A 26,515-nucleotide genomic window follows, 5' to 3' on the forward strand; every position below is an offset into this window, starting at 1 on the left:
CAAAAAGGGGAGTGAAAAGGACAAGAACCAGTTTTATTGCAATGCTGGTTTGTATATGCTTCTGCGTCTCCTTCGGAAGAACTTAAAAGCTCGATATAAAGTCCGCCATTCTGGATCACAGGAAGTCAAAGAAGGAAACATATGCGCAGTCTTTGTCAAATCCGTCCTTACTCTTTTGTCTTTTTGTCTTTTGTCCTGTTCCCCTTCATTTTTAAATTCAATAACTCCACCAAAACTGAGAACGCCATCGCGAAGTAAATGTAACCTTTGGGGATATGCTGTTCAAAAGCCTCGGCTAACAGCGATACGCCTATCAGCAGTAAAAAAGATAGCGCCAGCATTTTAACCGTAGGGTGGTTGTTTACAAAGCCCGATACACTGTTTGATGCCCACATCATGATGCCAACGGCTATGATAACAGCAAGTATCATGATTTCGACATGGCTGGCCATACCTACGGCAGTAATCACCGAATCTAATGAGAACACAATGTCCAGCAGCATGATCTGGATAATGGTGGCTATAAAACCCTGCGGCTTTACTTTCTCGCTGTTTTCTTCTTCGCCTTCAATTTTATGGTGAATTTCGGCGGTACTTTTATAGATCAGGAACAGGCCGCCGATGATCAGGATCAGATCGCGGCCGGATATAGCAAGTTTTTCGGCCCAATCAGGATCGGTAACGTTAAACAAATGGCTCAGGTTAAACAAGGGTGCGGTAAGCGTCATCACCCAGCTAATGGATAGTAACAACAATATCCTCGTAATCATGGCCATACCTAAACCAACCCGGCGGCCTTTGCTTTGTTGTTTTGCGGGCAGTTTATCTGATAATATCGAGATGAACACGATGTTATCTATACCCAAAACAATCTCTAAAACGGTAAGTGTAAACAGGGAGATCCAGGTTTCGGCCTGGGCAAATATTGATAAATCCATTGGTGCGCGATGTGGTTAAGCCCAAAAATAACAAAACCCCTGCTTTTTAGGGCAAGGGCTTGCGTAAAAGAATGAATTTATCGCTTAATCAAAGTTTACACTTCCGAAGGTTGAATTGATGGTGATGGTTTTATCGGTCCCCCCTTTGCCAAAATGACCTTTATAGTTTTTGGTAGGGTTAAAGCCGCGCTCGCCATCGGCGGGGCTTTTGCTGGTAAGGCTTACATCGTGGTTGCCATAATTAAAGCTGCCGTAACGCACCGTTACATCAAAATCGGCGCTTTGGTTATCGCCCAGGCCCAGTTTTATACTGGAATATGACGAACGTACCGAAAGGTCTTTCAGGTTTTTGTCTACATCTTCAATACTGATACCGCCGCCAAACTTAACATTGATGGTACCCGATGTTTTAATACGGCCAATTTTTGCCGAACTGTAGCTTAGGTTGGCATTCAGCTTATCGCAATCGCCCAGGCTTAAGCTGCCGTAAGCTACATCAAGATCGCTGCCGGTTAAGTTTCCAATGGTGGCGTTGCCGTATTTTACCCTTATCTGGTTGCCATTGTTGCTTAGTGCTTTAGCTACCAGACTGCCGTATGAGTTACTGATGATGAGTTTGCCGCCAAGATCGGGCAGATCGGTAGCACCGTACTTATTGCTGATGGTGAGGGGGTTTTTGGCAGGCATGTAAACCGTATAGTTTATTTCCATTGACCGTACCGAGTTACCACTCCTGAATAAGCCGCCCCATGAGCCATTGTTGTCGTTATTGGAGTTTATCGAGGTTTTAAAATAAACCCCGTTTCCATCCTTACTATCCTGGATGTTTACGTTATCCAGCATTTTTTGCGCTTTATCGGCATCGTTGGTGGTTACCTTTATCTGCACATCTACCTTTACCTCGTTTTTAGCCCAGGTGTTTACCGTCACCTTGCCAAATTTGTTATCAATGTTAATTACGTCGTTGCCATCTACACTGTAGCTTTTACTGTAGCTTTTGGTTTTTACAACTTCATCTCCGGTTTGTACTTTGGTATCATCATCGCCATCTACACTGTAGTTAAAGTTGAAGTTTTTATCAAAATCTTTAAAGCCAAATGCGATCATCGGGGCTATATGGGTATCAAATTTATAAGCGAAGTTTAACATGCTGTCGTTAAACTTATAGGCAAAACCTTTTAAGCTATCAAACTTGAAAGTTTTATCATACCCCTTAAAGCTTTTGCTAAAATGCTTCATATTCTGCTTCATGGTTTTGTTGAACTTTTGCCTGCTAAGCGAGTTCATTTTTACCTGCAGATCATGCATTTTGGCCTGCAGATCTTTCATTTTTTGCTGGTAATCCTTCGAATCCATGTCCGAATCGTCATCGTCATCATCAGCCGTTTGGGCTGCCTTGGGCACCACGGCCGGTTTTGCAGGCTTAGCCGGTTTTGCGAGCTTTTGTTGTGCAAAGCCAATGTTGCCTATGGTTAATAAAACCATCAGCGTAAACAGGAAAGGTTTAAATATTTTTGATTTCATCTTTTTGATCTTTATTAGTCTCGTTATACTGCTCTATTACATTTAATTGCTGACTAAGCACATCGGTTTGTATTTGCAAGTTCCGGATCATTGCACGTAAAACACGTTCCTGGTTAGGGCTTGTGGCCAAGTCGCTATTTAGTTTTTTATAGGTCGAATCCATTTTGGCAATCTCGGCAGTAAACTCTTTAAACAACTGCGGGTCGCCTTTTGATGCTGTTTTAAGCTGGTTAAGCTGTGTTTTTACCAATGATGCATAATGCACCTGTTGTTTGGCATACTCGGGGTTAATGGCAGCAAGATCAACGCCTTTTGCGCCTTTCTGGCTTTGGATATATGCCCCGAAACCGATACCCATCACCACGATGATGGATGCGGCCATTTTTAGCACGAATGTGAGCGAAAAGGTTTTGGCTTCGCGCTTTTTTGGCGCATCCAGCGTATCTAAACGCGCCTCTATTTTACTCCACAGATCTGCCGATGGCTCAATCTCGTCAAATTCGTCGTGATTATTTTTCATGAAATCTTCAAATCGCTTGCTCATTACACTTTTCCTCTTCCTTTTAAAATTTCCATTAGTTTTCTTTTAGCTCTCAAAAACTGCGTTCTTGAGGTGTTTTCTGATATATTCAATATTTGTCCAATTTCTTCGTGGTCATAACCTTCCAGCAGGTAAAGGGATAATACAAGCCGGTAACCATCCGGTAATTGTTTCATAGTCTCTTTAACCAAGGCTACCTGGTATTGCACGTCGTCCTCATCTTCAGGTTCCTCATCCGGAATGTTTTCCAGATGATCACCTTCTATTTCAATAAGCTCCAGCTTTCGTTTACGGAGCAAATTTATAGACCGGTTTACCACTATTTGTTTGAGCCAAAGCCCAAAGGTGGTTTCCTGTCTAAAATCCTTCAGCTTGTTAAAAGCATCAAGGAACGCTTCCTGCAAAACATCCTCGGCCTCGCCAATATTGCCCACTATCCTAAAGGCAACGTTCAACATCGCTTTGGCATACAGGCGGTATAGCTCATAAGAAGCTTTTTTGCTCCCCTGTTTGCACTCCAGCACCAGGCTATAATGTTTATCTATAAATATTGCTTCCAATTGCATTAAGCTTCAGATTAATAGACGCAAGCTATTTTACAACGTTGCACGGAACGGGGAAATAATTTATTGATGTACGAATTTCAAATTTTAAATGTGCAGCTAATTTTATTATTAGCTACAGTTTTATCCGAACGTGTATTATGCAATTTAATTTGAAACGCAATCCTGTCAATCAAACCGGACCTATGATGTGTAGTGTGGGGCGTCGAAATGGACAGATAATAATTCACACAAATTAACGCGGATTTTACAAATGCGATGCTTTCAAAAACAACGTAGAAACCATTTTTATTTGAGGTAAGCAGTACAAATTTACACGCTTCCTTTTATATTAAAAAACCACCCTTTATTTATGCATAAATAGGGTAAAAATAATGTAATTAACTTAAATTTTTCAGCAATAAATACGCTATTTATTGTAACAAAAAGTACATTTATTAACACAAAAGCCAAAAGAATATTTTTTTCACAAAAAACTCGGAAAAAGCAATTTGAAAAATCGGGAATCTTCCCTTTTTAAACTGCTGGGTTCGGCTCCGAACCCTCCTTATGGTTGAGGGGTAAATCTAAACCATACCAATAAAATAGGTAAAAACGGTTAACCATAAAATTCGTCATAACACCATCAAACCTAATCTTTACAATCCTGTTAAATAATCAACAAAATCATAGGTATATTTGCAACACCATGGGAGCGTACAATTTAAAGGTTACTATTGATCAGGATTCGGGCTTTTGCTTTGGGGTGGTTTATGCCATTGATATGGCCGAAGAGATACTGGCCGAAGATGGCTACCTGTACTGCCTGGGCGACATTGTGCACAACGACGAGGAAGTTGAACGCCTGAAAGCACAAGGCCTGCGCATTATTGAGCACGCCGAACTGAAAAACCTGCATAACGAGAAAGTACTTATCCGGGCCCATGGTGAAGCGCCCGACACCTACCGCACCGCGTTAGAGAATAACATAACCCTGATAGATGCCTCATGCCCGGTAGTGCTAAAGCTGCAAAACCGGATTAAAACATCGTACGATTCAAACGAGAAGATCCTGATATTTGGCAAGCATGGGCATGCCGAGGTTGTTGGCCTGCAGGGGCAAACTAATAACGAAGCCCTGGTTTTCCAGGATATTGCCGAACTGGACAATATGGAGCTGCCGCAAAACATTACGCTGTACAGCCAGACCACCAAAAGCATGGAGAAGTTTTACAACGTAAAGGATGAGTTGATAGCCCGCGGGTATAACCTGAAAGCCAATGATACCATTTGCCGCCAGGTATCAAACCGGGATAAGGATTTGCCTAAATTTGCTACCCGTTTTGATAAAATTGTGTTTGTATCCGGAAGAAAATCATCAAACGGCAAGGTGCTGTTTGAGGTTTGCCGCAAGCATAACGCTAATACCTATTTCATTTCGTCGACGGCCGAATTGGAGCCATCTATGTTTTCGCCAAATGATACCGTGGGCATTGCCGGCGCCACATCAACCCCCATGTGGCTGATGCAGCAGGTAAAGGAAGCCATTGAAAGTATTTAACTGCACGCTTTTTGCTGTTGTATAACCCACATGCAAAAAAGCCCCTCCAATATTGGTTTTCTGGTTGCCCTGGTGGTAATAGGTTGCTGGGTAACTTCCATTATTTTATTAATGCAATGGCATTTTAGTTTTGCCAATCCGCTGGTTTATCTCCTGGTTCTGGTACAAATGCATTTATATACCGGCTTGTTTATCACCGCACATGATGCTATGCACGGCACCATATCGCCCAACCGTAGTGTCAATAACTTCGTTGGATACCTGTGCACTTTTTTATATGCGTCATTCTGGTATCCGCAGTTATACACCAAACATCATTTACACCACAGCCATGTTCATACCGCTCACGACCCTGATTACCACAACGGCGGTTTCTGGAGCTGGTATGTAAGGTTTATCCGCAATTACCTTTCTATATGGCAAATTGTAATAATGGCGGCTTTATTCAACGTATTAAAAATCTGGGTCCTCCAGCAAAACCTGCTGTTGTTTTGGGTAGCGCCATCGCTGCTTAGTACTTTACAGTTGTTTTATTTCGGCACTTACCAACCCCACAAAGGCGAGCATGATAATATATACTTTGCCCGAAGCCAAAAGAAAAACCACGTACTGGCATTTTTTAGCTGCTACTTTTTTGGATATCATTATGAGCACCACCATTCGCCGGGAACACCGTGGTGGATGATGTGGCGAAGCCCCCCGGCCCCCTGAAGGGGGAGCGCAGATGTGCAGATTTTAGATGTGTAAATATGCAGATGAATAAAATATTGTTAATCAATACTTTATCAATCAGTAATCTGCACATCTGAAATTTGTCATCTGCACATCAAAAAGTTCCCCCTTTAGGGGGTTAGGGGGCCAAAAATTATTAATTTCGCACACTGAAAATTATGGGCAAAAAAGGTGTTTTATTAATCAATTTAGGTACCCCAAACAGCGCGTCGACAGCCGATGTGCGTACCTACCTCAATGAGTTTTTGATGGATCCGCGGGTTATTGATATTAACCCTGTGCTGCGTACCTTATTGGTGCGCGGGTTAATTGTTCCGTTCCGTGCACCAAAATCTGCCAAACTATACCGTGCTATCTGGAGCGACACTACCGGGTCGCCACTAATGCACTATAGCATTTTACAACAGGAGGCTTTAAAACAGCGTCTGGGCGATGAGTATATTGTTGAACTGGCCATGCGCTACCAAAACCCGACTATCGAATCGGCTTTGAACAGGTTGAAGGATGCGTTGGTTGATGATATACAGGTGATAGCCCTTTTTCCGCAATATGCATCGGCCAGTACCGGCTCCGTTTATGATAAGGTGATGGAGTTGCTGATGCAATGGCCCACCAAACCAACCATATCGTTTGTGAACTCGTTTCATGATAACGAACTGATGATTGCTACATTTGCCGAAAACGGTGCCAAATACGATCCCGAAAAATTTGATCATGTGCTTTTCAGTTTTCATGGCCTGCCGCAAAGGCAATTGATTAAAGCCGACCATACCCACAAGCACTGTTTAAAGGTTGATAAATGCTGCGAAACCATTACCGATGCCAACAAATTTTGTTATTCGGCACAATCCTATAATACAGCTAAGCTGATTGCTGATAAATTGAACATTCCCAAAGAGAAGTATACAGTTTGCTTTCAATCCCGCTTGGGTAACGATCCGTGGGTACAGCCTTACACCAGCGAAATTGTAGCCAACATGGCCAAAGCCGGCAAAAAAAGCCTGCTGGTATTTTGCCCTGCCTTTGTGGCCGACTGCCTGGAAACCGTTTACGAAGTAACCACCGAGTATGGCGACGAATTTAAAGCCCTTGGCGGCGAACGGGTACAGCTTGTTGAAAGCCTGAACGATTCGCCAACGTGGATTTCGGCGCTGGAAAAAATGGTGAGGGATAACCATATTTCGGCCTGAGGTTATTGATAATCACCGGCCAAATTCCTGTACCCAGTAGCCGTTATAACTGTAAGCTCCCATTTCTACATAAAGCGTATCCATTATGGCTTTGCAGTGGTCGTCGCTCTTTTTCCAGGCCTGCATTACCTGGCCAATGGTAGTGTATCCTTTGGCAATGTTTTCGCCAACGTACTGGCCTGTGTATCCCGCAGCTATTGCCCGTTGTATGGGCGAGGTACCTGAGGGCGAAATATGATCGAAGTAGTTATTGTTATTCATATCAAGCGCATGGCCTTGCGCGGCGGTAGCCAGGATGTTATTCCACGTTAGTTTTTTTGCCGGGGGCATAAAATCGGTGCCGCAGGTACAGCCGGTAGCACGTAATTTATTTACAGAATCGAGCATCGATAATTCCACGCGCCCTACTATTATCGCGTTTTCCTTTTTACAGGCTGCAACACCGGCAAAAAGCAGGTACCCGAATAAAAACTGCCAACTATAAAAAACACGCTTTGCCATTTTATTTCCTGATTTTTCTGGTTTTCTGATAGCGCTGCCGATGTTTTAATCTGCAGAACAGCAATAAAAGTATAACAAATATTTTTTAACTGTAGCGAAAATAGCTATGGTTGACATTTATACCCCTAAGTATCCACAACGGCAATTGCTTTGTTTTATAGTTTTGGCTTAACCAATTGTTAAACAACTGCTAAGCGATAACCTGCCGGGCTTTAGCGATTTTTTTGCCGGGGCCTATTAAAAAGCTCCTTGCTATTACGCGTATCAACAAAATCAATATAAACCACAAAAACCAAAAATTATGAAAACCAAAAAACAAGTAATGCTGTTACTGGCTGTTTCGGGTATGGCCCTGGGCTGTAAAAAAGACAATGCTAATTTGCCTGCTACTACTGATGCACAGGTAAAAGCAAACTGGTCGTCAAGTGCAGCCTATGGGTCATGGTCAAACGGGGGCTACACCGTGTATAACGATGTTTGGGGTTCGGGGGCGGGCGCGCAAAATATTTGGGCAAACTCCTATAGCAATTGGGGCGTTTGGGCCAACCACCCTAATACTGGTGGAATAAAATCATACCCCAACTCCACAAAATATGTGGGTATAGCTTTAAGCAGTTTAAACTCATGTACAAGCAGTGCCAACTTTACTGTTCCATCAAGCGGCGCCTGGGAAGCCACCTATGATATATGGGATAGCAGCAACCAAAACGAAACCATGCTTTGGTTAAACTACACCGGTAGCCCCAATGGCAGCGGCAATGTTAAACCTATATCGTATAATTACAATGCCAGCGGCGCGGCAGTACCCGTATATACCAACGTTAGCGTAGGTGGCCATACCTGGAATGTATTCAGGGGAAACAATGGATCAAACAACGTTTACTCGTTTTTACGTACAAGCAACATTTCGTCTGCAACTGTTGATGTTAAGGCTATTCAAACATGGATAAAAAACAAGGGTTGGTTTGGCAATATTACACTGGGCAACGTGCAGTTTGGTTTCGAGATCACCTCATCTTACGGAACCAACGGGGGCGGTTTAAACTTTACCTGTAACAGCTATTCTGTTTCCTATAATTGATAAGCGTTACAGGATATTTACCAACACAACACAGCCTTTGATTGATTAAAGGCTGTGTTGTTGTATAAGGGGTTTGCTGCACAGCGCTCAATATTCGAAAACTCCTATGAGAAATCATCGCGCTGCGATGGTTTTGTCATTCCTAAAAACCATCAAACACAAACTTTTCCTTTACCAGCGGTTTGCGGGGCAGCATATCGGGGCGGGTGGCAGTTTGGTATACAAACGAGGCTACAATAATGGCGGCCTGTTTAAGGTCGTCAATTATCAGGTGGTCGTAATCGTCCAGGTTGCTGTGGTGGGTGCGGGTTTCGTAATCAATGGGGTCCTGCACAAACTGAAAGCCGGGGATGCCTGCCCAATCGAAACTGAGGTGGTCTGTTGAGCCGGTATTACTCATGGTTACGGTTTGGGCGCCCAGGTCTGCAAAGGGTTTAAACCATTCGGCAAATATGGGTTTTACAGCCTGGTTGTTTTGGGCGTAGATGCCCCTTATTTTACCGGTGCCGTTATCGAGGTTAAAATAGGCTGATACTTTTGCCTGTTCGGGTTTTAGGGCGAATGTTGTCCCATCTATAAAATGTTTTTTTACATAATTGAAAGACCCTAACAGGCCCTGCTCTTCGCCGCTCCAAAGCGCTATACGGATGGTACGTTTAGGCTTTAGGCCCAATGAATCCAGCAAGCGTACGGCTTCCATCATCACGATGCAGCCGGCGGCATTATCAGTAGCTCCGGTGGCCGCCTGCCATGAATCAAGATGGCCGCCAAGCATTACCAGCTGCGGTTTCAGTTTGGCGTCGGTGCCGGGAATTTCGGCAACCACATTGTAGCCTTTGGTGTCGTCGGTTGTGAGGTTGCCGCTGATATTTAAGGCCAATTCTACTTTGTGACCGGATAGGATGAGCCTTTTTATTTTTTGCCCGTCTTCGGCTGACATGGTTACTTTGGGTACGGTTTCGGCCACTGTTGTTTTATAGCCTCCATAGGCCTGCACAACCACGGTGCCGTTATGGTTATTGCTGCCCGTAGTAATATAGGCCAGCGCACCTGATGATTTAAGCAATTCATCAACCTTCGCAAAAATTTTGAAGTAGCCTTTATACGTCGCTATCGTCGGTTTATCAATCATGTAGGCATCTTTAAGATTGGCCAGGGCCGTATCTGCCAATCGTGTTGCCGATGGTTCAAATCTTTCGGCACTGGTTGCGGCACCGCCGGTTACCAGTACAAATTTGTCCTTAAAATCGGCCGCATGGCTGGCCAGGTAAACGGTATCCATGGCGTTTGCAGGTGTAAGCAGTATAACCTGCCCCTGCTGTAGTCCTTTGGTATTAGCGCTCCACGGGCCTGGATATGCCCGCACAGATTGCACATAAGGCGCACGCATTGATATGCTGAAATCCTGCACTTCCCACTGCTTGCCAAATTCGCCCCAGGGCTCCATTTTGGCATTGGTTAAGCCCCATTTTTTCATGGTTTCAACAGCCCAGGTAGCAGCCCGCTTGTAACCCGGCGAATTGGTGAGCCTCGGCCCGGATACATCGGTAAGGTAATGGGCAATTTGCGGAATTTGCGAACTGTTAAGCTCGGCATTCCTGATTTTACGGAAGGCTGCGGTGTCAATAGTTTCCTGCTGTGCGTAGGTGGCGGTGCAAGCAAACAGGCCAAGGGCCAATGGTATTTTAAAGCTTACGTATTTCATAATGTGGCTGTGATAGTTAAAAGTAGAATTTTTTTTGGGAGATATGAATGCCGGAATAAATTATGTACCGGGAATGTGAAAAACTGACAGGGATAACGTGTTTTGGGCAGAACCGCGTTGTAAAATGAAATTTTGACGGATTTTATGGCCAAGCTTTCCGTTATTTGTTTTATCCACCACCAACAGGAGTATGATGACATTTGATTTTACAAACAAAAGGGTTTTAATCACCGGCGGCTCGCGCGGTATAGGGCGGGCATGCGCGCAGTTATTCGCGGCTTCGGGTGCGCAGGTTACTATTACCTACTTAAACAACCAACAGGCGGCCGAAGAAACACTTGCCAAGTTGCCAGGAACCGGGCACAGCGCCTGGCAACTGGAAATACAGGATGCCACAGCGGTTGAAACCTTTATGAAGGCTTTTATAGCAAAGCATAACGGTATTGATGTGTTAGTGAATAACGCAGGCGTTTTCCTGGAGCACAAGATCATGGATGCCGACTATACCCACTGGCTGGCCATGTGGAAACAAACCATTGATGTTAACCTGGTGGGCGTTGCCAACCTGTGTTACTTTGCCGGCCGGCAGATGGCGGAGCAGGGTGGCGGTAAAATAGTGAACATTTCCTCGCGCGGGGCCTTCCGTGGCGAGCCCGATTGCCCTGCCTATGGTGCAAGTAAGGCAGGGTTAAACTCGCTGAGCCAATCATTGGCTATTGCATTGGCGCCAAAGGGTGTAAGCATACATGTTATAGCGCCGGGGTTTACTGAAACAGATATGACTGCCGAAATTTTGAACGGCCCGCCCGGCCGGGCAATAAAAAACCAAAGCCCTTTTGGCCGCGTGGCCAGAGCAGAAGAGGTAGCCCGGCTGGCAGCCATTTGCGCATCTGAAGGCATGGAGTTTAGTAGCGGCAGTATTATTGACATTAACGGCGCATCGTACCTAAGGAGTTAAAAAAATAACCCCGGTATGCAAAACAGGCCGGGGTTGAATTTTATTTAGAACAGCAGATTATATTGCTGTGTCCCTGCGTAAAAAGCCGAGTATTAAGGCTATAATAGCAATAACCAACAGGATGTGGATTAAACTACCTACAGAGTAAACAAACGCTCCAATTGCCCATCCTATGATCAGGATAACAGCAATAATATACAGTAATGAATTCATGATAGTTTTTTTTAATTGTTTATAAAAATTGTTTTTCAAATGATGTATTAAATCATTTACAATTTAAATACCAATTATATTTTCTACCTTAAAAGCACTTGAAACAACGCTTTCAGCTGCTGTTTTCTGTACTTAAAACAAGGTAAATAGCTTATTATTCTATACAATTCACGGTGTTAATTAATACGAAATGGGCATTTTACGCTGAAGGTTTATTTGTAATTTATTAGCCTATAGGCACTTAATATTCCAAAGAGATCATTTAGCATTCAACTCCAGTTTGGCAAAAAAATCATTAAACATCAGGTTGATATCCAGGCGGGTATACACCCTGATGTTGCGGCCGCCTGCGTTGTAATCATAGCCGCCCTGCGCGTTTATCACCGGGCAGTTCTTCAACACATATTCGCTGCTTGATGGATCGGCCTCAAACGATGATTGTAAGGCGGTAAGCAACACCAGCGGGCTATCGCCTAAAACATATGTTTCGCCAATATTCAGGTGCCATTGCTGAATGCGTGCCATCAGGCTTTCTATCACGTTGGCCAGATATTTACCGGCCTCGCCATACGGCTTAATTTTTAGCTGCAATTGCGAGTACGGCAGCAAGGCCTGACGGTATGCATTGCGTGGCACCTGCCACAACTTCAATTGGGAATGGTTGAAAACTGCACGGGCTGCGGCAATATCAATATTTAAGTTGTATTCGGGATTGGAATAGCCTGGCGGCGGTAAGGCAAGGTCGGCATATTCAGGGCCGCCTATCCATATTAGGGTGAGCTTGCCGGCAATTGCAGGGTTGGTTAAAACCGCAGATGCTATTTCGGTAAGCCCGGCGCCACAGACTACATATAGCGGCAATTGCGTATCGGTACGCAAAGCTTCTTTAATAATCATATCAACCGCGGCGCTTTTAACCGGGGTGGCATCGCTCAGCATCCCGGTGTTTGAGCCGGCAACCACAGGTACCCGTCCGCTCATTTTCAGGATGGTTAGTAGCTCTGCCGCTTTTTTGGCGGCATTGTCAGCCTGGGTTTTTGACGGATCAAAACCATCACCGACTTTTAGATGCGAACCTATAATGCCCCTAATATCTACTGATTGCGACAACATTAAATGCGTAAGCGCAAATAAGCCATCCGGGTCGCCGCTAAAATCGTTATCCATTATCACCCGTATCCGTGGCGAAACCGGCTTATTAGCTGCTGTTGCCTGCGCGATAGCAACACATGGAATAATAAAAGCAAGCACCATGCAGGCGAGGATAACACGTTTGATCATGATTTTTAGGGTTGTTAATTGGTAACGGCAATATAATGCTTTTACCTTCAAATAACCGGGCCTGAAATCATTTAACGCCGCCTATTCATCGTCGGCGGTTTCGTTATCTGTTAAGATGCCAAGCTTTTCCATTTTTGCTTTGCAAAGCTCGCGTATAGCCACCTGGATACCGAATTGATCGGTCAGGTCATTTTTGATGATGGCTTCCATATACATATCGGCCGAGTCGATATTATCAACCGCTATAAAATAGCGGCACATGCAGGCATAGTAATTTGCAGCTTCGGTGAGGTTAAATACCTTTCGTTCGGGATAAATATATCCCAGGTCTGGCTGGCCGTTAAACACAGCAAGTACGCCTTCCGGTTCTTCGGTATCAATAAGCATATTGGCATAGCTCACTTTGGCGGGCAAATAATCGGGAAACGCAGTATACATCACTTCGGCTATCCTATAGCTCTCATCATGCTGTCTGTCGGCTTGGAGCGTTGAATGCCATAGCATATACCATGGCGCCGAACCGGAATATTTAGCAATGGCTTTTCGTACGCCCGTTATTACCCGGTCATATTCATGATCAACCGATGCCAGGTTTAGCAGGCGGAAGTATTCGTTTTCTTCCGCTGCACTGTCAAATTTCATATAGGCTGTTTCTTTGGGATCGTCACTAAGGCGATATTTTAAGCCAATAAAAGGTTGTTTAAGCGCTTCCCTGGCGTTGTCTGTTCGTAAAACTTCGTCGTATACCGCACTTATTTTTTCATAACCATCCAGCAACAGTTCATTTATGCCTGCCTGTATTTCGTCAAAATCGTCGTCACCATCATCATCTTCGTCGTCATCATCCCAATCCTCGTCGTCAAAATTGTCCCAATCATCGCCATCGCCCAAAAATGTATAGTTGCCGTAGCCCGCGGTGCGGTTAAGTGTATTGATGATGGTTTGAATCTTGTGGTCGGAGTCATAAGGGCCGGGCACAAAACAGGGCATGCCATTCATACCAAACTTTATTTCTACCAGTTCTATATCCTCGCTGTCCTCTTCTAAAATATATTGGGCAATTTCAAAGTCCTTATGCGGTTTAAAGCCATAGTCTTCGGCATAGGCAACGGCGCCATAAATAATATTGTGCGCTAAAACATAATCGCACATTACGCCGCCAACTAATTTACCTTTCCAGGTATCATATTCTTCGGGATTCAGGTTAAACTCATATAGCACATCCTTAGGGCCAAGGCAATACATATCAACCAAAAATAGCCCGACAGTTAAATTGCCGTTTTTGTGCTTTCTGGCAACAAGGATATTGGCTATCCCGGCGGTTTCCCAATCTTCGTTTATAATGCATTCGGCAATGGGTAACAGGCGCGCCTGTGTTTTTATATATTTTTCGGCACTTAGCTGAACCGGCTTTAATGGAACTACTTTCCCTTTTTTATTTTTCGACATATGGCGTGGTAGAGTTATGCTGAAGCAAAGTTAAACTTTACCTGGGTTTTAATCAATTCAATAAGTATTTACCAGCAACAATGGTCAATGATGTATGACGGCGAAAATTCCGTACAAATACGATATGTTTGGTCGCCAAATCACGTAAAACCCACTATCATAATTAACCCCGCCCAGCCTACCTTGCACTATAATTAAACACCCCATATGTCTGTAGCGCAATTAAAAAAACTGGATACTAATGTAGCCGCCGCGGCCACTATTGATTGCAAATCGCTTAAATTGTTTTTCCAATATTTTAAAGAGCTGGTGAACGACCTGGAAATAAGCACACAGCGTGAAGATATTATCAACCTGATCCCCAACATCCGGAACGTTGCCGCTACTTCGCCGTTTGTAAATAAGGCACAGCAATGGCGCAGGGGGTACCAGGGCGATTTTGAGGCCATCGGGCACCTTATCTCCGGTGAAAATAAAGCCGTTCCGGGCACCACAGGCCACCTGCTGGAAGATTTCTTTTTAACATCCGATATCTGCAAACAGCATATTCACAAAGTGCAATACCAATCGGAATTGATAAAAAAAGTTGTAGCGGGCAATCCGTTGGCAAGTATTATATCTATAGGTTGTGGCACGTCTGAAGATATCCGCTTAAACGTCGATCTGATAAAAGGCACACAAATTGATGTTACTATTGTTGATGCAGATAAGGACGCGCTGGTCTGTTCGATGCAAAACCTCGAAGCAATTAAGTATAATGTAAGCGCCATTCATGGAAACATCTATAAAATTGCCCGTACACTTAAGCAGGAGTATGATCTGATTATTATTGGTGGCGTATTTGATTACTTGAGCGATAAAGCAATAGTAAGGATTTTATCTTCCTTAAAACAAAACCTGACCGCAGGTGGAAAGATATTTTTCACCAACATGAAGCACCATAACCCCTATCGCATTTACATGGAATACCTATCAGACTGGATCCTGATTGAACGCACCGAACAGGATATTTACCGCCTGCTGGCTGATAGCGGCCTGGAAAACCATGCAGTGAAACTACAGGTTGATGAAACCGGATTGACGTATTTGGTTGAGGTTACCAACAAAGCTTCTTAATGCGGCCCCATCAATAGCTTTTTTTATATTTATCCCGATAAACCAATACTAAATAACCATGTCATTCCAGGGATATTTAAAAACCATCAAAACCAAAACGGGCAAAGGGCCCGCGGATTTCAGGGTGATAGCCGAAGAAAAAGGTTTCACACAAAACGGCGAATTAAAAGCAAATGCAGGCGATATTGTAGCCTGGCTAAAGGCAGACTTTGAGCTTGGTCACGGCCATGCTATGGCGATTTATGCTTTGCTAAAAGGGATGAAGAACGAGGATAGCGAATGAAAATAAAAAGAGGAACTATATATTCAATAGCTCCTCTTTTTGCAATCTGGCTTTTAGCCTTAAGCTTAATTACATTTTTTGCTTCATATCAAAATGCTCAACGGTTTTAACGCCCGTTGGCCATTCGTTAAACGCGGAATACAGCACATATTTATTATCCTTATCAATGCCGGGAATGGTTTTATCTATCACTTTCCTGATCACTTCGTTCTCTTTTTTGATAGCGGTAGTATCGCTTAGCTTGATATTGGTTAGGTAGTATATCATCGGGAATGTGCCTTCTCTATCTTCCTGGGTAAAAATGCGTATAATTTCAAGGTGGGTTGGCGCGCCTTTAATGGGCAACGGAACCCGATACTTCGCAGATACCTGGTTTAAAACGTTGCTGTAAAACTCGCCGGTTTCGGCTTCATTATCATATTTCCAGAGGCTGCTTGGGCGTGAACAATTGATAGCCGACGCCCCGTCATTCAGCGCGTTTACCAGGAAGCCTTTTGTGTATGCGGCCTTAGCATCTTCTAAAAGCGCTGTCATGCTTTTTCCGTTTTTGGCAAAGGCGTTGGTTTCCAGCTGGCTAAGCTTCCAGCCATAATCGTATTTGCAATAAAGTACCGTTATCATATACTGGTTGGCAATATGTTTGGGTACAAAAAAGGCTATGTACATTTCCTTTACGCCGCCGGGGCAGTAAACGGTGTATTTGCCACCAGTTAAGGCCGATTTAATGGTATCGCCATGAATGTAGCGGTTAACCACATAGTACTCGTCAAGTATTTTGTAATCATCTTCCTTAAAACGATTGCTTACCAGCTCAACAACTCTTTTCCTGTTGGTAACAGCTATAAAATCCTGCGACATGATATACTCCAGCTGAGGTTCGTCATCGGTTTTTAGCGCGGCAAACAGTTTGTTGTTCAAATCGTGAAAGCGGCTTTGATCACTTGAGCTTATTTTTTCGTTTTTATAGATGCCCGGACCGTTAGGGCCGCCGCAGCTTTGCAATACGGTTATGAAAAGTAAAAAGACGGTTATCTTTGTAAGATGTTTAATATTATTCATTTTAATTGTAAAAGGTTCCTGTCACGATAATACTGAAAATTTAATTATTGACCAATAATTTACTGTAGCATTTTCGTTATTGTAGCCGTAATAAGCTTAATAAACCTGAGTATCAATGAAAAAAATATTACTCGTAACCGCCATCGTTTTGTTTTTATTTGCTTGTAAAAAAGATAATAGCGCTGGCATTAGCCTTAATGGTAACTGGGAATACCGGGGTACAACCTGTTATTGCCCACCACCAACCGACAGCAGTGCCTATAAACCGGGCAATGGTACCGTTTACAACTTTTCGGCCACCAGTTACAAATACTATCTTAAACACGTATTGAAAAAAAGTGGTACTTATAAGCTGTTTAAAGAAAACGTAAACGGCACCGAGCGTAACCGTATTGTTTTTGATAACGATTACAACAGCGAGGCAAAATATATAGGCCTTACCGGGAACAAATTTAGCCTGGGCGGCGCTATAGGCAGTGCGGCCGATGCGCCGGTAGACTATTATGAAAAGGAATAAACGCAGCTTGTTGCCTCTTTTACAGGTATATGGTGCCCTCCATAACGATAACTGAAGAGCCGCTTACCCAAATGCCATCGCCGGCAACTTTGATATGGATTGACGACGGATGCTTTACCGCAGTGCCCTGTATTATCCTGTAATCCTGCCCGGCCTTAATATGGCCTAATTTTTCCAGGTAACCGGCCAGGGGGCCAGCTGCTGTTCCTGTTGCAGGGTCTTCATCAATCCCGATACCGGGATTAAAAAAACGCGCTTCGGCAACATAACAATCATCCTGGCCATTTGTGGTAAACAGGTAAAAGCCCTCAAATTGGAATTTTGCCGAGAGTTGTTTTAAAAGTGCCTTATCGGGCACCGCACGTTGTAATGTGTCCAAATCTTTTACGGGCACCATCAGGTGGGCAACTTCTGTTTCAACAACGTTGATTTTCCAGTTATTTAATTCTAAATCTTTTAAATTCAATCCAATAACCTTTGCAACCAAACCAGCAGGCAATTCTGTTATTATCCTGGCCGGCTGCTGTTTCATGGCCACGTACGGAAGCCCGCCATGTTGGGTAACCTGCAGCGGGATTCTTGTATTCGCGATTATTACAGAGTGGGGCCCATCCTGGTGTTTAAAAATGTCCCACCCTTTTATCAAAGCCAGGCACACCGCGCCCAACAGGTTGTGGCCGGCGCCTACAACCTCAAATTCAGCCGGGGTAAACGAGCGTACCTTCAGCGCGTTTTCGGTTGTTGAATAATTTACGAATGAAGTTTCGGAGTAGCCAAATTCCCGGGAAATGGCATGATACTGACTCAGCTCAAGTTCATCGTCGGTATAAACTACCGAGAGCTGATTGCCTTTATATTTCTGATCGGTAAATACATCCAGCACGTAATAATTAAGTTTTTTCATTTTTATTTAATTAACATGATGCCAAAAGTAAAGCCTGGTAGTTTATTTTTGTTATGGGTTAACCAAAGGTAACCGGTTACCTTTGGTTAACTATCAATAATTATGGCCACTATCAATATCAACGGGAACATACAGGAAGCAAGCTGCGACCAGGAATTGGCGGCCATTAAAGACAGCCTGGAAATATTGGGCGGAAAATGGAAACTGCGGATTATGCGGCACCTGAATAACCATGTTGCCGAGAAAAATACGTTTAAGAAGTTGCAGCGGGAAATTGAAGGAATTTCGGCCAAGATGCTGTCTAAAGAATTGCAGGACCTGGAAATGAACCTGCTTGTTTCCAGAACGGTGATGGATACCAGGCCTGTTACCGTAAATTATTCAATCACCGATTATGGGCTAAGTGTTTTTCCCGTTACAGAAACATTAGTGCAGTGGGGGTTAAACCACAGGCAAAAAATAAAATCCTGATATTAAAAATAGCACAGGCAGTATAATTTGTTAAATACGTCAATAAATGACGCATAATACATAAATTATAATTTAATATACGTATTTTAATAAACAAAGGCATGGGTTTTCCTGCATGGATTCGAACCACGATCAACTGAACCAAAATCAGTTGTGCTGCCAATTGCACCACAGGAAAATAAACAGAGGCTGGTACAGGGTTCGAACCTGTGAACATTCCTTTTGCAGAGGACTCCCTTAAACCACTCGGGCAACCGGCCAAGGCATTATAAAATTATCTTTATCCGCTCATCGCATCGTTTTAGTTTTTAACTCTATTTATATAAACAACTGTTTTATAGTGGAAATAAAAGGACTTGAACCTTTAACCGACACCGTATAAGGGTGCTGCTCTGACCATTGAGCTACATTTCCATAGTAGGGTAACCCGGACTCGAACCGGGAGCCTCTCCGTTCCAAACGGAGTAATCTGACCATTGATATACTACCCTGTAAAACAAAAAATCCCCTTAGGTTTATCTAAGAGGATTGCATTAGTTTATATCGTTTTTATGAATACATAGCTATCTCCTCTGATAAATCAGTTGGGGGTATTGGTTTTGTATACATATTGTATTTTTCATGATGCAATGATACATAAATATTTTATTAAACAAGAAAAATATTAAATTATTTTTTAAATCAACTCACCATCCCATATTTCGAGTAACTTCTCCCTTGCCTTGATGCTTTCTGCCTTAAAGGCCGCGGTCGCTAACATATACACGAATAACGCCCCTAAAAACAGACTGAAGTCGACCGGTTTGAGATTACTGGCGATGCTACCGTAAATTACATTTATTAATCCTGCAATACCGAACCCAATTGCGATCAACGTTGCAAATATCTCGACTGCGGTATACATTCTCATTGTCAAATGTATGCTGCATCCTTTTGAATTTGCTTGTATCGCCCCTTTTATTTGAGGCAGAAATGAGTTCCAGTAAGTTATATCGGGCGAGATTTGGAACACGCCATTTGCCATGTAGCCTTTAAAATATGGTATTGGTGAAAACAAGCCCTTACCCGGTGATAAAATTTCTTCTAATTTCAGTTGTGCATCTTCATATGATAGGGCGCTGGTAATATAACAGTTTTCGTAGGGAAAGAATTTCATAAATGCTTCGTAAGGTTATGTATAGTTACCACTCCTTCTAATCTTTTTTCAAAAAAAAATAAAAATAATTTTCACTGCGCAAATAGGCTGCGTAGTGCCTCTTAACCTTTGTATCATCAAAACAAATAAAAGGAGGTAACAATGAAATTTAACCTGTTAAGCAAAGTAAAAAATCAGTTCACTAATCACGAGGGTGCAAAAGCGTTTGCACTATCGCCAGAGATGGAACTGTATACCATGGTAGTAACCTGGAGCCTGAGCGATTCCTTTTACGAAAAGAACGATGATCGGATGGAGCGCCTGCGCAACATTATACATAAGTGCAAGCCCGAATTTGTGGGCAGGCTGGCAGTATATGCCCGTACCAAAATGTACATGCGTTCGGTGCCATTGGTTTTGGCTACTGAATTGGCTAAGCTGCACTCGGGCGACGATTTGGTTGCCCGGGTTACAGCCGGGGTTGTTAACCGCGCCGACGAAATAACCGAATTGCTGGCCTGTTACGAAATGCTGAACCAGCGCACCGGCCCAAAAAAACTGAACCGCTTATCAAAGCAAATGCAAAAAGGCCTGCAAGCCGCATTTAATAACTTTGACGAGTACCAGTTTGCCAAGTACAACCGCGATACCGCTATAAAAATGCGCGATGCGTTGTTCCTGGTGCACCCAAAGGCAAAGGATGATGCACAGCAACTGGTGTTTAACAAAATAGTAAGCGGCACATTGCAAACCCCTTACACCTGGGAAACCGAGCTATCGGCATTAGGGCAGCTTAATTACGATAGCCAGGAGGCAAAAGCGGCAGCTTTTCGCAACAAATGGGAGGAATTGATAGATAGCGGAAAGTTGGGTTATATGGCCTTGCTGCGTAACCTGCGCAATATACAGGAAGCCGGTGTAAGCTATGCCCATATCCAAAAGGTATGCGCAACACTTGCCGATGCTGATAAAGTGGCAAAGGCAAAGCAGTTTCCATTCCGTTACCTGGCTGCATACCGCGAACTGTTAAGTGCCGGAAGCGTAACCCCTGTACAAGGTTTGGGCCAAAAGCTTAAAGCGTTGTTAACAGGCAACAAAGGCTATACCGGCGAGTTACTGGATGCGTTGGAAAAAGCAGTACAGGCAAGCGCGGCAAACATCAAAGGCTTTGATCACGATACCAGGGTATTGCTGGCCTGCGATGTATCCGGCTCGATGCAAACAGCGGTATCGGCAAAATCAAAAATTTTGCTGTACGATGTGGGCCTGATGCTGGCCATGTTGCTGCAATCGCGCTGTAAAAATGTAGAAGTGGGTATGTTTGGCGATACATGGAAAACCATTATGGTACCACGCCACAACATATTGAACAATGTGCAGGAATTTTACAAACGCGAAGGCGAAGTTGGTTACTCAACAAACGGTTACCTGGTAATCAAAGACCTGCTTGACCGTAATGTGCAAATGGATAAAGTAATGTTATTTACCGACTGCCAGCTATACAACAGCATACCAGCAAGCGGCGATTATATCCACGCATTGTGGTCGCGTTATAAAACAGCAGTTGCGCCAAAGGCAAAACTATACCTGTTTGATTTAAAAGGCTACAGCAAGGTGCCATTGCAGGTAATGCAAAACGATGTTTACCTGGTAGCCGGCTGGAGCGATAAAGTGTTTGAAGTGCTGGAAGCCCTTGAGAAAGGAAATTCAGCTTTAAGCGAAATCAATAAGGTGGAAATCTGAGCCCCCTAACCCCCTAAAGGGGGAATAAGAAAACTTCCGGCTCCCCCTTTAGGGGGCTGGGGGGCTTAAGAATGCCGTAGATCAGGATTACTTCGCCAATAAGGGGAGGGCATTGTGGCGCAAGCTGTGATGAGGGTTCGAGTCCCTAACGCGAGTCCCCGTTTCCTGGTCGTTTGTTGCTTCTTATGTTATTAAAAATAAAAAGAAGGTGTCGTAAACGAGTGTTACTTCGATTGATAACCCCCGGGTCGCTGGTTCAAGTCCGGCCTGTAGCTTAGGTTGCAGTAGCTCAGATGATAGAGCAGGGGCACCGCAAGGTGCAAGTCACTTGTTGTCAGTTACCCTTCTTGATGTTATACGTGGTCTACAGGCTTTTTAATGAATACTCAGCCTTTTTAAGGCTGGGAAACTAATAAAGGTGTCGTAAATAAGTAATACTTCGATTTGGGACGTCAGGGTCGCTGGTTTAAGTCCAGCCTGCGGGCAACCGCAGTAGCTCAGTTTGGTTAGAGCATGATGCAGAAATACTTATTGCCTGTTGCCCTTTGTTAGTATCCCGGCCATCAAGGGTGGTTTAATAAAAATGTAAATAGCAATAACCGGTGGTTAAGGTGTCGTTAAACAAGTGTTACTTCGATCTCCAAAATCCCAGGTCGCCGGTTCGAGCCCGGCCTTTAGCGTCAGCTTTAAAAAGCCCGCTATTGTAGCTCAGTGGTAGAGCAGGCACGTCATTTGTTGCCAGTTGCCCTTGCCATTGGTTGTTGCTTATTGCAAAAAAACTATAAAGAAGATGCCGTAAACCTGCGTTACTTCGCCTGTCACGCTTATGCCAATCGCAGGTTGATTTTGCTCTTCTTTATGTTTTTTTTATTTCGCCATGCCGCCCCGCGTGTTGCTTTGCAAGGTTTATCTTGATATATTTAACATACCAAACCAGCAAGCCATGCCAAAAGATGAAGTAACCGATTTGCTCAGGTTCCTATGTGAGTTTTCGCCCGAGGTGCGTGAAAAAGCAATCTGGCTGCGCGAATTTGTGTGGGATTTATACCCGCAGGCTAATGAGCTTATTTATGATAACTACAACGCGTTGGCCTTCGGCTGGTCGCCTACAGAAAAGTTGGGGCAAACCTTTTGTTCGGTTGCAGCCTACCGCACCACCAATCAAAACGTACATTTCGGATTTTACTGGGGATCAGAAATTGCCGACCCCAAAAAGCTTTTATTAGGTAACGGCAGCCAATACAGGTATATACTTGTTAATAAACTTGATGATTTTCCCAGGGAGTACATAACCGCTTTAATTGAGCAGGCCTGGGAAAATTCATTGGCCAAAGTCAAAAATCCTAAAGATATTGTTCAGGGCAAAACCATCACCAAAATGATATCGCCAAAAAAGCGCGAAATGAAGGTAAAAAAGTAATAACAGCCTAACCAGCACATAGCACCCCAGTGAATGGCATTTAACATTTCATGATCAACTATGTTGTGCTATACAAGTTCGGGTTATTGGATTTTTCGCGCAAAGATTGCTAAGCCGCAAAAAAAAATAAGCAAATTACTTTGCGCCTCTGCGTCTTAGCGCAAAATAAATCTTATCAACTTTAAATACTTCCCTGCATATTTGCTGATTGCCTTAAGCTTTATCCCTTCCGCTTTTAGCTCCTGTTAACCATTCCCAACCCGGTCTTTCTCGTCTCCAGCGCTACCATCCGACCGGCCGGCCACTTTGTATGATTTACCAAAGCGATATGTAAACGCCAGCGTAAATACACGGGTATCACGCGTCAGTTTAAAATACTCGGTAGCATTGGGGAATTGGGTAAGCCCTTCCATGGCGTTGGTATAGAAAATATCACGCGCGCTGAATTTTAGAGTAGCCCTCTTTTTTAGCATTGGCCTTGATATACCTAATGATAGCTGCCCGGTTGGGTACAATTGCTCCTGTATATCGGTACGGGCCCTGGTGGTATAAAAACCAGATAGCTCGGCAGTATAAATTTTAGCAATGGTGAACTGGTTATTGGTATTTATGTTCAACTGGTCTGCCTGGCTGGTGTAGGTATTGCCGTTAAAGCCTTTCAGCTGTTTGTGGTTGTAAAGCGCCTGAAAGGTAAGACTCCACCAGTTAACCGGCGATACCGATAGCGTTGATGAAACGCCATAATTGTGCGTGCTGCCCACGTTTCCCTGCGAATACAACAGGATGCCCTTGGCGGCATCGTTTAAAAACAGCTGCGAAAAATAATTCTTTATATTGCTGTATAGCAGCGTAGTGGTAAGCAGGTTTTTGTATTGGTGGCTTAGCTCAAAATTCCAGCTGTATTGGGGCAGCAGGTAGGGGTTGCCGGTTTGGTAGGTGTATTTATTAATGATAAAGTAAAAAGGGTTCAGGTTTTGAAAAATAGGGCGGTCAATACGGCGGCCGGCGGTTAATGTGAAACTATGGGATGAATCGGCCTGGTAGCTGATAAAACCACTGGGGAAAAACCCGCCATAATTTCTTTTAAAAGCCGAGTCCTGTTGCAGCACATTGCCTAACTGGTGGGCTTTGTAACTGGTGTACTCGTACCGCAAGCCGGCCTGCGCGGTTATCTTAGTATACTTTTTCTCGAAAGTGCCATACACCGCGTTAATGTTTTCCTTATATAAAAACTGGTTGCTTTTACTGTAGTCTTCGGTCCATAACCCGTTATTCAGGTTTTCATATAAAGCAGCGTTATCGGTGCTGCTGTAAGATGATTTATAACCTGATTGAAAAGTACCGTGCTGATCTGTTTTGATGCTATAATCAACCTTGCCGGATAAAATACTGATGGTTGTAGGAATATCACTTCTTGACAGTTCCTGGTAACCGCCGGGTGCAAGCAGCGAGTTATTAAAATTTTGTTTGCTTTGGATATTGTAATGCAGGTAATCAAAATCGGCCCCAAGCGTTTGCGACGGGGAGAGCGTATGCCGTAAGTTTAAGTTGCCCGAGCCGTTTTTAAACCGGTTTTTGTTGTGGTTGGTGGTTGATATCGCCGAGTCAACCACATCGCTGGTATTTAACCAGGTTGCCACTGCGCGGTTGTTGCCGTTGCGGTTAACCAGCGTACCGCCTAATACTACGCCAATGGTAGTTTTATCGGTTACGGAATAATCTAACCCGGTTTTGATGGTGTTGTTGAACGATGTGCCCGAAAAATAGGAGGGCTGATCGAGCTTGGCTGTTATGTTGTTGCTGGCATCGTAATACTTTCTTAGGGCATAAATATTGGTAAGGTACTGCACCAGGTTCATGCTGTAACTAAAAAAAGTGTTGATTTTGCCGGTACGGAAATTAAGTACCAGGCTATTATTGTTTTTAGGATAAACACCCTGCCCAACCGACGACGTAAACGTACCGTTAAATCCCTTTTGCTTATTCTTTTTGGTTTTTATGTTGATGATACCGGCATTGCCGCTGGCGTCATATTTAGCCGTTGGGTTGGTAATCAGTTCTATCTGCGAAACCTGGCTTGAGCTCATGCTGCTCAATAAATTATTTAAATCGGCACCCGATAAATAGGTTTGCTTGTCGTCTATCATCACCATAACACCCGCCTTGCCCTGTAAAGAAATGCCTCCATTCCTGTCAACACTAACACCCGGCGATTTCTCCAGCACTTCTAACACGGTAGAGCCCGTATTAGTAACCGAGGCATCAACATTTAATATGGTTTTACCATCTTTTTGCTGTACCAGGGGAGCATGGGCCACAATGTTTACCTCTTGCAAGGCCGTATTTAAGGGTTGTAGCTTAATGGTATCCGAATAGTTATGGCCCGGAAATTTATAGGCACGGCTGAGTTGCGGTTTGTAGCCTGTATAAGTAGCGGAAAATAGATAAGAGCCTGCAGGGATAACATCAAACCGGGCCGCTCCCCGTGCATCTGCAATGGCCGATTTTATGAGCTTATTATCTTTTATTAATTTTATGGTAGCGCCTTCGGCGGGTTGCCCTGTTTCAGTTAGTATAACAAGGGTAAAATCAGGCTTCGCGGCCCCGGAAGATTGTGCAAAGGCGATTGATGATAAAAAAAGCAGGACAAGCAGGCACCGGGTTTTAAGGGTCATATCAGCTAATGTAATCAGAATTCAGCAGTAAGACGCCCATGAATCCAAAGTGTTACACCTGGTTACGATGCACGTGGCAATTGTATCATTTTCCGGTATTCTTTAGGGCTATTGCCCTTTTGCTTTCTGAAAAACTTGTTAAAATGGCTTTCATCGGTAAAGCCAAACTCATTGGCAATTTCATTCAGGCGCTTATCGCTAAACTGCAGGCGGTGCTCAATCAGCTTGGTTTTATAATTGATAATGTATTGCTGCAAAGTTTCGCTGGCGTGCTTTTTAAAATAACGGCCCATATAAGCTTCAGAGATGCTGAAGGTATTGCTGATTACATCGGCTTTTAGTTTTTCGGGGTAATAGATATTACTTTGCACGTATTGTAAAATATCCATCGCTTTTTCTTCGGTGCCCATGTTTAACTGCTCTGGCAGGTAGCGGGCAATATTTCGGGCTACTACGATGATCAGCGTATTTACCAGTTGCTGAATAAGCTCTTTATTATAAATGTCCTTATTCTCATATTCACGGATGATGGCTTCTACTATTGGCCCAACCAGGCGTTTATCAGGCAGGTTTTTAAGAATGCAGCCTGGTTGGTGGTTGGCGTTGTGCAATATGTATTCCAACCGCTGGATGTTTTCATGTAGCAAGCCGCTATTTTTGAGGTAGATATCGTTAAAGCGTAAAAAGAAAAATTCGGTAGTACTGTCAATATGCAGCGAATGGCAGTCCTCGGGCGTTATCAAAAACATATGACTGGCCCGGTAATCGAAATGGTTTTTGTTGATGCATTGCCTGCCTGTGCCCGATATCACATAAATTAATTCAAAAAAGCTATGCTGATGCTCAAACTTTGGGCATTTATCTAATGTTAGATAAGCAATTGAAAACGGTTCGTACAGATTTTCCTTTACCATAAAGCAAAAATACCAAATTATAGTAAATATATACCAATTTAATTATTTTTATTGGTAGATAT

Annotated in this window: 25 protein-coding genes and 4 tRNA genes; 11 read left to right on the forward strand and 18 right to left on the reverse strand. The window is 43.6% G+C overall.

The genetic code is table 11. The annotated features are described in order from the left end of the window. Positions 1 to 167 precede the first annotated feature (167 nt). The 4 genes from AC1RM2_RS18145 to AC1RM2_RS18160 form a co-directional block, all read right to left on the reverse strand. Positions 168 to 938 carry a TerC family protein gene (locus AC1RM2_RS18145; RefSeq protein ID WP_492986591.1) on the reverse strand — a complete coding sequence of 257 codons (771 nt, stop codon included), beginning with the start codon at positions 936 to 938 and terminating at the stop codon, positions 168 to 170. An 84-nt stretch (positions 939 to 1,022) separates the two neighbouring features. Beyond that, the gene (locus tag AC1RM2_RS18150) at positions 1,023 to 2,462 is read right to left on the reverse strand and encodes a DUF4097 family beta strand repeat-containing protein (RefSeq protein WP_492986592.1); all 1,440 of its coding nucleotides are present in this window, start codon (positions 2,460 to 2,462) and stop codon (positions 1,023 to 1,025) included. After that, a complete protein-coding gene (locus AC1RM2_RS18155; RefSeq protein WP_492986593.1) occupies positions 2,443 to 2,982 on the reverse strand; it encodes a hypothetical protein in 540 nt (179 codons plus the stop codon). The genes AC1RM2_RS18150 and AC1RM2_RS18155 overlap by 20 nt, the downstream gene beginning before the upstream one ends. A 23-nt stretch (positions 2,983 to 3,005) precedes the next feature. After that, a complete protein-coding gene (locus AC1RM2_RS18160; protein WP_492988259.1) occupies positions 3,006 to 3,563 on the reverse strand; it encodes an RNA polymerase sigma factor in 558 nt (185 codons plus the stop codon). 691 nt (positions 3,564 to 4,254) lie between these two features. Between AC1RM2_RS18160 and AC1RM2_RS18165 the strand changes: the two genes are divergently transcribed. The 3 genes from AC1RM2_RS18165 to hemH all read left to right on the forward strand — a co-directional run bounded on the left by AC1RM2_RS18165 (position 4,255) and on the right by hemH (position 7,028). Next, a complete protein-coding gene (locus tag AC1RM2_RS18165) occupies positions 4,255 to 5,106 on the forward strand; it encodes a 4-hydroxy-3-methylbut-2-enyl diphosphate reductase (RefSeq protein ID WP_492986594.1) in 852 nt (283 codons plus the stop codon). Positions 5,107 to 5,136: 30 nt separating this feature from the next. Then, the gene (locus AC1RM2_RS18170; protein ID WP_492986595.1) at positions 5,137 to 5,817 is read left to right on the forward strand and encodes a fatty acid desaturase; all 681 of its coding nucleotides are present in this window, start codon (positions 5,137 to 5,139) and stop codon (positions 5,815 to 5,817) included. 179 nt (positions 5,818 to 5,996) lie between these two features. After that, positions 5,997 to 7,028: a ferrochelatase gene (hemH, locus tag AC1RM2_RS18175; protein ID WP_492986596.1), complete on the forward strand. Its 1,032-nt coding sequence runs from the start codon at positions 5,997 to 5,999 to the stop codon at positions 7,026 to 7,028. Positions 7,029 to 7,040: 12 nt separating this feature from the next. Here the strand turns inward: hemH and AC1RM2_RS18180 are convergent, their stop codons facing one another. Next, a complete protein-coding gene (locus AC1RM2_RS18180; RefSeq protein WP_492986597.1) occupies positions 7,041 to 7,529 on the reverse strand; it encodes a CAP domain-containing protein in 489 nt (162 codons plus the stop codon). Between the two features lie 301 nt (positions 7,530 to 7,830). On the opposite strand from AC1RM2_RS18180, the gene AC1RM2_RS18185 reads away from it, so the two are divergent. Further along, on the forward strand, positions 7,831 to 8,610 hold the full coding sequence (locus AC1RM2_RS18185; protein WP_492986598.1) for a GH12 family glycosyl hydrolase domain-containing protein: 780 nt from the start codon (positions 7,831 to 7,833) through the stop codon (positions 8,608 to 8,610). A 142-nt stretch (positions 8,611 to 8,752) separates the two neighbouring features. On the opposite strand, the gene AC1RM2_RS18190 is transcribed toward AC1RM2_RS18185, so the two are convergent. Continuing rightward, complete coding sequence (locus AC1RM2_RS18190) at positions 8,753 to 10,315, reverse strand: M20/M25/M40 family metallo-hydrolase (protein ID WP_492986599.1); 1,563 nt, start codon at positions 10,313 to 10,315, stop codon at positions 8,753 to 8,755. A 190-nt stretch (positions 10,316 to 10,505) separates the two neighbouring features. Between AC1RM2_RS18190 and AC1RM2_RS18195 the strand changes: the two genes are divergently transcribed. Then, the gene (locus tag AC1RM2_RS18195; protein WP_492986600.1) at positions 10,506 to 11,273 is read left to right on the forward strand and encodes an SDR family NAD(P)-dependent oxidoreductase; all 768 of its coding nucleotides are present in this window, start codon (positions 10,506 to 10,508) and stop codon (positions 11,271 to 11,273) included. Between the two features lie 57 nt (positions 11,274 to 11,330). Here AC1RM2_RS18195 and AC1RM2_RS18200 read toward each other — a convergent pair whose 3' ends face one another. From AC1RM2_RS18200 to AC1RM2_RS18210, 3 genes are all read right to left on the reverse strand, one after another. Next, the gene (locus AC1RM2_RS18200) at positions 11,331 to 11,486 is read right to left on the reverse strand and encodes a lmo0937 family membrane protein (RefSeq protein ID WP_143065492.1); all 156 of its coding nucleotides are present in this window, start codon (positions 11,484 to 11,486) and stop codon (positions 11,331 to 11,333) included. A 258-nt stretch (positions 11,487 to 11,744) separates the two neighbouring features. Then, a complete protein-coding gene (locus AC1RM2_RS18205) occupies positions 11,745 to 12,767 on the reverse strand; it encodes a nucleoside hydrolase (RefSeq protein ID WP_492986601.1) in 1,023 nt (340 codons plus the stop codon). An 81-nt stretch (positions 12,768 to 12,848) separates the two neighbouring features. Next, positions 12,849 to 14,216 (reverse strand): hypothetical protein, encoded by a 1,368-nt coding sequence (locus tag AC1RM2_RS18210; RefSeq protein ID WP_492986602.1) that lies wholly within the window; start codon positions 14,214 to 14,216, stop codon positions 12,849 to 12,851. 207 nt (positions 14,217 to 14,423) lie between these two features. Between AC1RM2_RS18210 and AC1RM2_RS18215 the strand changes: the two genes are divergently transcribed. Both AC1RM2_RS18215 and AC1RM2_RS18220 read left to right on the forward strand, forming a co-directional pair. Next, positions 14,424 to 15,332 (forward strand): class I SAM-dependent methyltransferase, encoded by a 909-nt coding sequence (locus AC1RM2_RS18215; protein WP_492986603.1) that lies wholly within the window; start codon positions 14,424 to 14,426, stop codon positions 15,330 to 15,332. A gap of 58 nt (positions 15,333 to 15,390) precedes the next feature. After that, the gene (locus tag AC1RM2_RS18220; RefSeq protein WP_492986604.1) at positions 15,391 to 15,615 is read left to right on the forward strand and encodes a DUF4287 domain-containing protein; all 225 of its coding nucleotides are present in this window, start codon (positions 15,391 to 15,393) and stop codon (positions 15,613 to 15,615) included. A gap of 69 nt (positions 15,616 to 15,684) precedes the next feature. Here AC1RM2_RS18220 and AC1RM2_RS18225 read toward each other — a convergent pair whose 3' ends face one another. Then, positions 15,685 to 16,674 (reverse strand): hypothetical protein, encoded by a 990-nt coding sequence (locus AC1RM2_RS18225; protein WP_492986605.1) that lies wholly within the window; start codon positions 16,672 to 16,674, stop codon positions 15,685 to 15,687. Positions 16,675 to 16,789: 115 nt separating this feature from the next. Here AC1RM2_RS18225 and AC1RM2_RS18230 point away from each other — a divergent pair, with 115 nt between their 5' ends. Then, positions 16,790 to 17,191: a hypothetical protein gene (locus AC1RM2_RS18230; protein WP_492986606.1), complete on the forward strand. Its 402-nt coding sequence runs from the start codon at positions 16,790 to 16,792 to the stop codon at positions 17,189 to 17,191. A gap of 19 nt (positions 17,192 to 17,210) precedes the next feature. Here the strand turns inward: AC1RM2_RS18230 and AC1RM2_RS18235 are convergent, their stop codons facing one another. Further along, positions 17,211 to 18,095: a PhzF family phenazine biosynthesis protein gene (locus AC1RM2_RS18235; protein ID WP_492986607.1), complete on the reverse strand. Its 885-nt coding sequence runs from the start codon at positions 18,093 to 18,095 to the stop codon at positions 17,211 to 17,213. A gap of 102 nt (positions 18,096 to 18,197) precedes the next feature. Here AC1RM2_RS18235 and AC1RM2_RS18240 point away from each other — a divergent pair, with 102 nt between their 5' ends. After that, entirely contained in the window at positions 18,198 to 18,566 is a 369-nt protein-coding gene (locus tag AC1RM2_RS18240; protein WP_492986608.1) for a winged helix-turn-helix transcriptional regulator, read from the forward strand. A gap of 106 nt (positions 18,567 to 18,672) precedes the next feature. Here AC1RM2_RS18240 and AC1RM2_RS18245 read toward each other — a convergent pair. From AC1RM2_RS18245 to AC1RM2_RS18265, 5 genes are all read right to left on the reverse strand, one after another. Then, positions 18,673 to 18,744: transfer RNA gene (locus tag AC1RM2_RS18245), tRNA-Gln, on the reverse strand. Positions 18,745 to 18,752: 8 nt separating this feature from the next. After that, a tRNA-Cys gene (locus AC1RM2_RS18250) sits at positions 18,753 to 18,826 on the reverse strand. 81 nt (positions 18,827 to 18,907) lie between these two features. After that, a tRNA-Ile gene (locus AC1RM2_RS18255) sits at positions 18,908 to 18,980 on the reverse strand. 4 nt (positions 18,981 to 18,984) lie between these two features. Then, positions 18,985 to 19,057, reverse strand: a tRNA-Pro gene (locus AC1RM2_RS18260). A gap of 185 nt (positions 19,058 to 19,242) precedes the next feature. Beyond that, positions 19,243 to 19,722, reverse strand: a complete 480-nt coding sequence (locus AC1RM2_RS18265) for a hypothetical protein (RefSeq protein ID WP_492986609.1) — start codon at positions 19,720 to 19,722, stop codon at positions 19,243 to 19,245. Between the two features lie 141 nt (positions 19,723 to 19,863). Between AC1RM2_RS18265 and AC1RM2_RS18270 the strand changes: the two genes are divergently transcribed. Next, positions 19,864 to 21,444, forward strand: a complete 1,581-nt coding sequence (locus AC1RM2_RS18270; RefSeq protein ID WP_492986610.1) for a TROVE domain-containing protein — start codon at positions 19,864 to 19,866, stop codon at positions 21,442 to 21,444. A gap of 943 nt (positions 21,445 to 22,387) precedes the next feature. Next, positions 22,388 to 22,864 (forward strand): hypothetical protein, encoded by a 477-nt coding sequence (locus tag AC1RM2_RS18275; RefSeq protein ID WP_492986611.1) that lies wholly within the window; start codon positions 22,388 to 22,390, stop codon positions 22,862 to 22,864. A 245-nt stretch (positions 22,865 to 23,109) separates the two neighbouring features. Here AC1RM2_RS18275 and AC1RM2_RS18280 read toward each other — a convergent pair whose 3' ends face one another. Further along, positions 23,110 to 25,539 carry a TonB-dependent receptor domain-containing protein gene (locus tag AC1RM2_RS18280; protein ID WP_492986612.1) on the reverse strand — a complete coding sequence of 810 codons (2,430 nt, stop codon included), beginning with the start codon at positions 25,537 to 25,539 and terminating at the stop codon, positions 23,110 to 23,112. 62 nt (positions 25,540 to 25,601) lie between these two features. Then, a complete protein-coding gene (locus AC1RM2_RS18285) occupies positions 25,602 to 26,453 on the reverse strand; it encodes a helix-turn-helix domain-containing protein (RefSeq protein WP_492986613.1) in 852 nt (283 codons plus the stop codon). Positions 26,454 to 26,515 lie beyond the last annotated feature (62 nt).

The sequence above is a fragment of the Mucilaginibacter sp. GW822-FHT03E02 genome (assembly GCF_058801545.1).

Bases quoted from the DNA above. Each gene is read 5' to 3' on its own strand.
- AC1RM2_RS18280 (WP_492986612.1), bottom strand. From the start codon at position 25,539: ATGACCCTTAAAACCCGGTGCCTGCTTGTCCTGCTTTTTTTATCATCA.
- AC1RM2_RS18225 (WP_492986605.1), bottom strand. From the start codon at position 16,674: ATGAATAATATTAAACATCTTACAAAGATAACCGTCTTTTTACTTTTC.
- AC1RM2_RS18150 (WP_492986592.1), bottom strand. From the start codon at position 2,462: ATGAAATCAAAAATATTTAAACCTTTCCTGTTTACGCTGATGGTTTTA.
- AC1RM2_RS18240 (WP_492986608.1), top strand. From the start codon at position 18,198: ATGGCCACTATCAATATCAACGGGAACATACAGGAAGCAAGCTGCGAC.
- AC1RM2_RS18275 (WP_492986611.1), top strand. From the start codon at position 22,388: ATGCCAAAAGATGAAGTAACCGATTTGCTCAGGTTCCTATGTGAGTTT.
- AC1RM2_RS18265 (WP_492986609.1), bottom strand. From the start codon at position 19,722: ATGAAATTCTTTCCCTACGAAAACTGTTATATTACCAGCGCCCTATCA.
- AC1RM2_RS18190 (WP_492986599.1), bottom strand. From the start codon at position 10,315: ATGAAATACGTAAGCTTTAAAATACCATTGGCCCTTGGCCTGTTTGCT.
- AC1RM2_RS18200 (WP_143065492.1), bottom strand. From the start codon at position 11,486: ATGAATTCATTACTGTATATTATTGCTGTTATCCTGATCATAGGATGG.
- AC1RM2_RS18235 (WP_492986607.1), bottom strand. From the start codon at position 18,095: ATGAAAAAACTTAATTATTACGTGCTGGATGTATTTACCGATCAGAAA.
- AC1RM2_RS18230 (WP_492986606.1), top strand. From the start codon at position 16,790: ATGAAAAAAATATTACTCGTAACCGCCATCGTTTTGTTTTTATTTGCT.
- AC1RM2_RS18205 (WP_492986601.1), bottom strand. From the start codon at position 12,767: ATGATCAAACGTGTTATCCTCGCCTGCATGGTGCTTGCTTTTATTATT.
- AC1RM2_RS18180 (WP_492986597.1), bottom strand. From the start codon at position 7,529: ATGGCAAAGCGTGTTTTTTATAGTTGGCAGTTTTTATTCGGGTACCTG.
- AC1RM2_RS18215 (WP_492986603.1), top strand. From the start codon at position 14,424: ATGTCTGTAGCGCAATTAAAAAAACTGGATACTAATGTAGCCGCCGCG.
- AC1RM2_RS18185 (WP_492986598.1), top strand. From the start codon at position 7,831: ATGAAAACCAAAAAACAAGTAATGCTGTTACTGGCTGTTTCGGGTATG.
- AC1RM2_RS18270 (WP_492986610.1), top strand. From the start codon at position 19,864: ATGAAATTTAACCTGTTAAGCAAAGTAAAAAATCAGTTCACTAATCAC.
- AC1RM2_RS18210 (WP_492986602.1), bottom strand. From the start codon at position 14,216: ATGTCGAAAAATAAAAAAGGGAAAGTAGTTCCATTAAAGCCGGTTCAG.
- AC1RM2_RS18285 (WP_492986613.1), bottom strand. From the start codon at position 26,453: ATGGTAAAGGAAAATCTGTACGAACCGTTTTCAATTGCTTATCTAACA.
- AC1RM2_RS18220 (WP_492986604.1), top strand. From the start codon at position 15,391: ATGTCATTCCAGGGATATTTAAAAACCATCAAAACCAAAACGGGCAAA.
- AC1RM2_RS18195 (WP_492986600.1), top strand. From the start codon at position 10,506: ATGATGACATTTGATTTTACAAACAAAAGGGTTTTAATCACCGGCGGC.
- AC1RM2_RS18145 (WP_492986591.1), bottom strand. From the start codon at position 938: ATGGATTTATCAATATTTGCCCAGGCCGAAACCTGGATCTCCCTGTTT.
- AC1RM2_RS18170 (WP_492986595.1), top strand. From the start codon at position 5,137: ATGCAAAAAAGCCCCTCCAATATTGGTTTTCTGGTTGCCCTGGTGGTA.
- hemH (WP_492986596.1), top strand. From the start codon at position 5,997: ATGGGCAAAAAAGGTGTTTTATTAATCAATTTAGGTACCCCAAACAGC.
- AC1RM2_RS18155 (WP_492986593.1), bottom strand. From the start codon at position 2,982: ATGAAAAATAATCACGACGAATTTGACGAGATTGAGCCATCGGCAGAT.
- AC1RM2_RS18165 (WP_492986594.1), top strand. From the start codon at position 4,255: ATGGGAGCGTACAATTTAAAGGTTACTATTGATCAGGATTCGGGCTTT.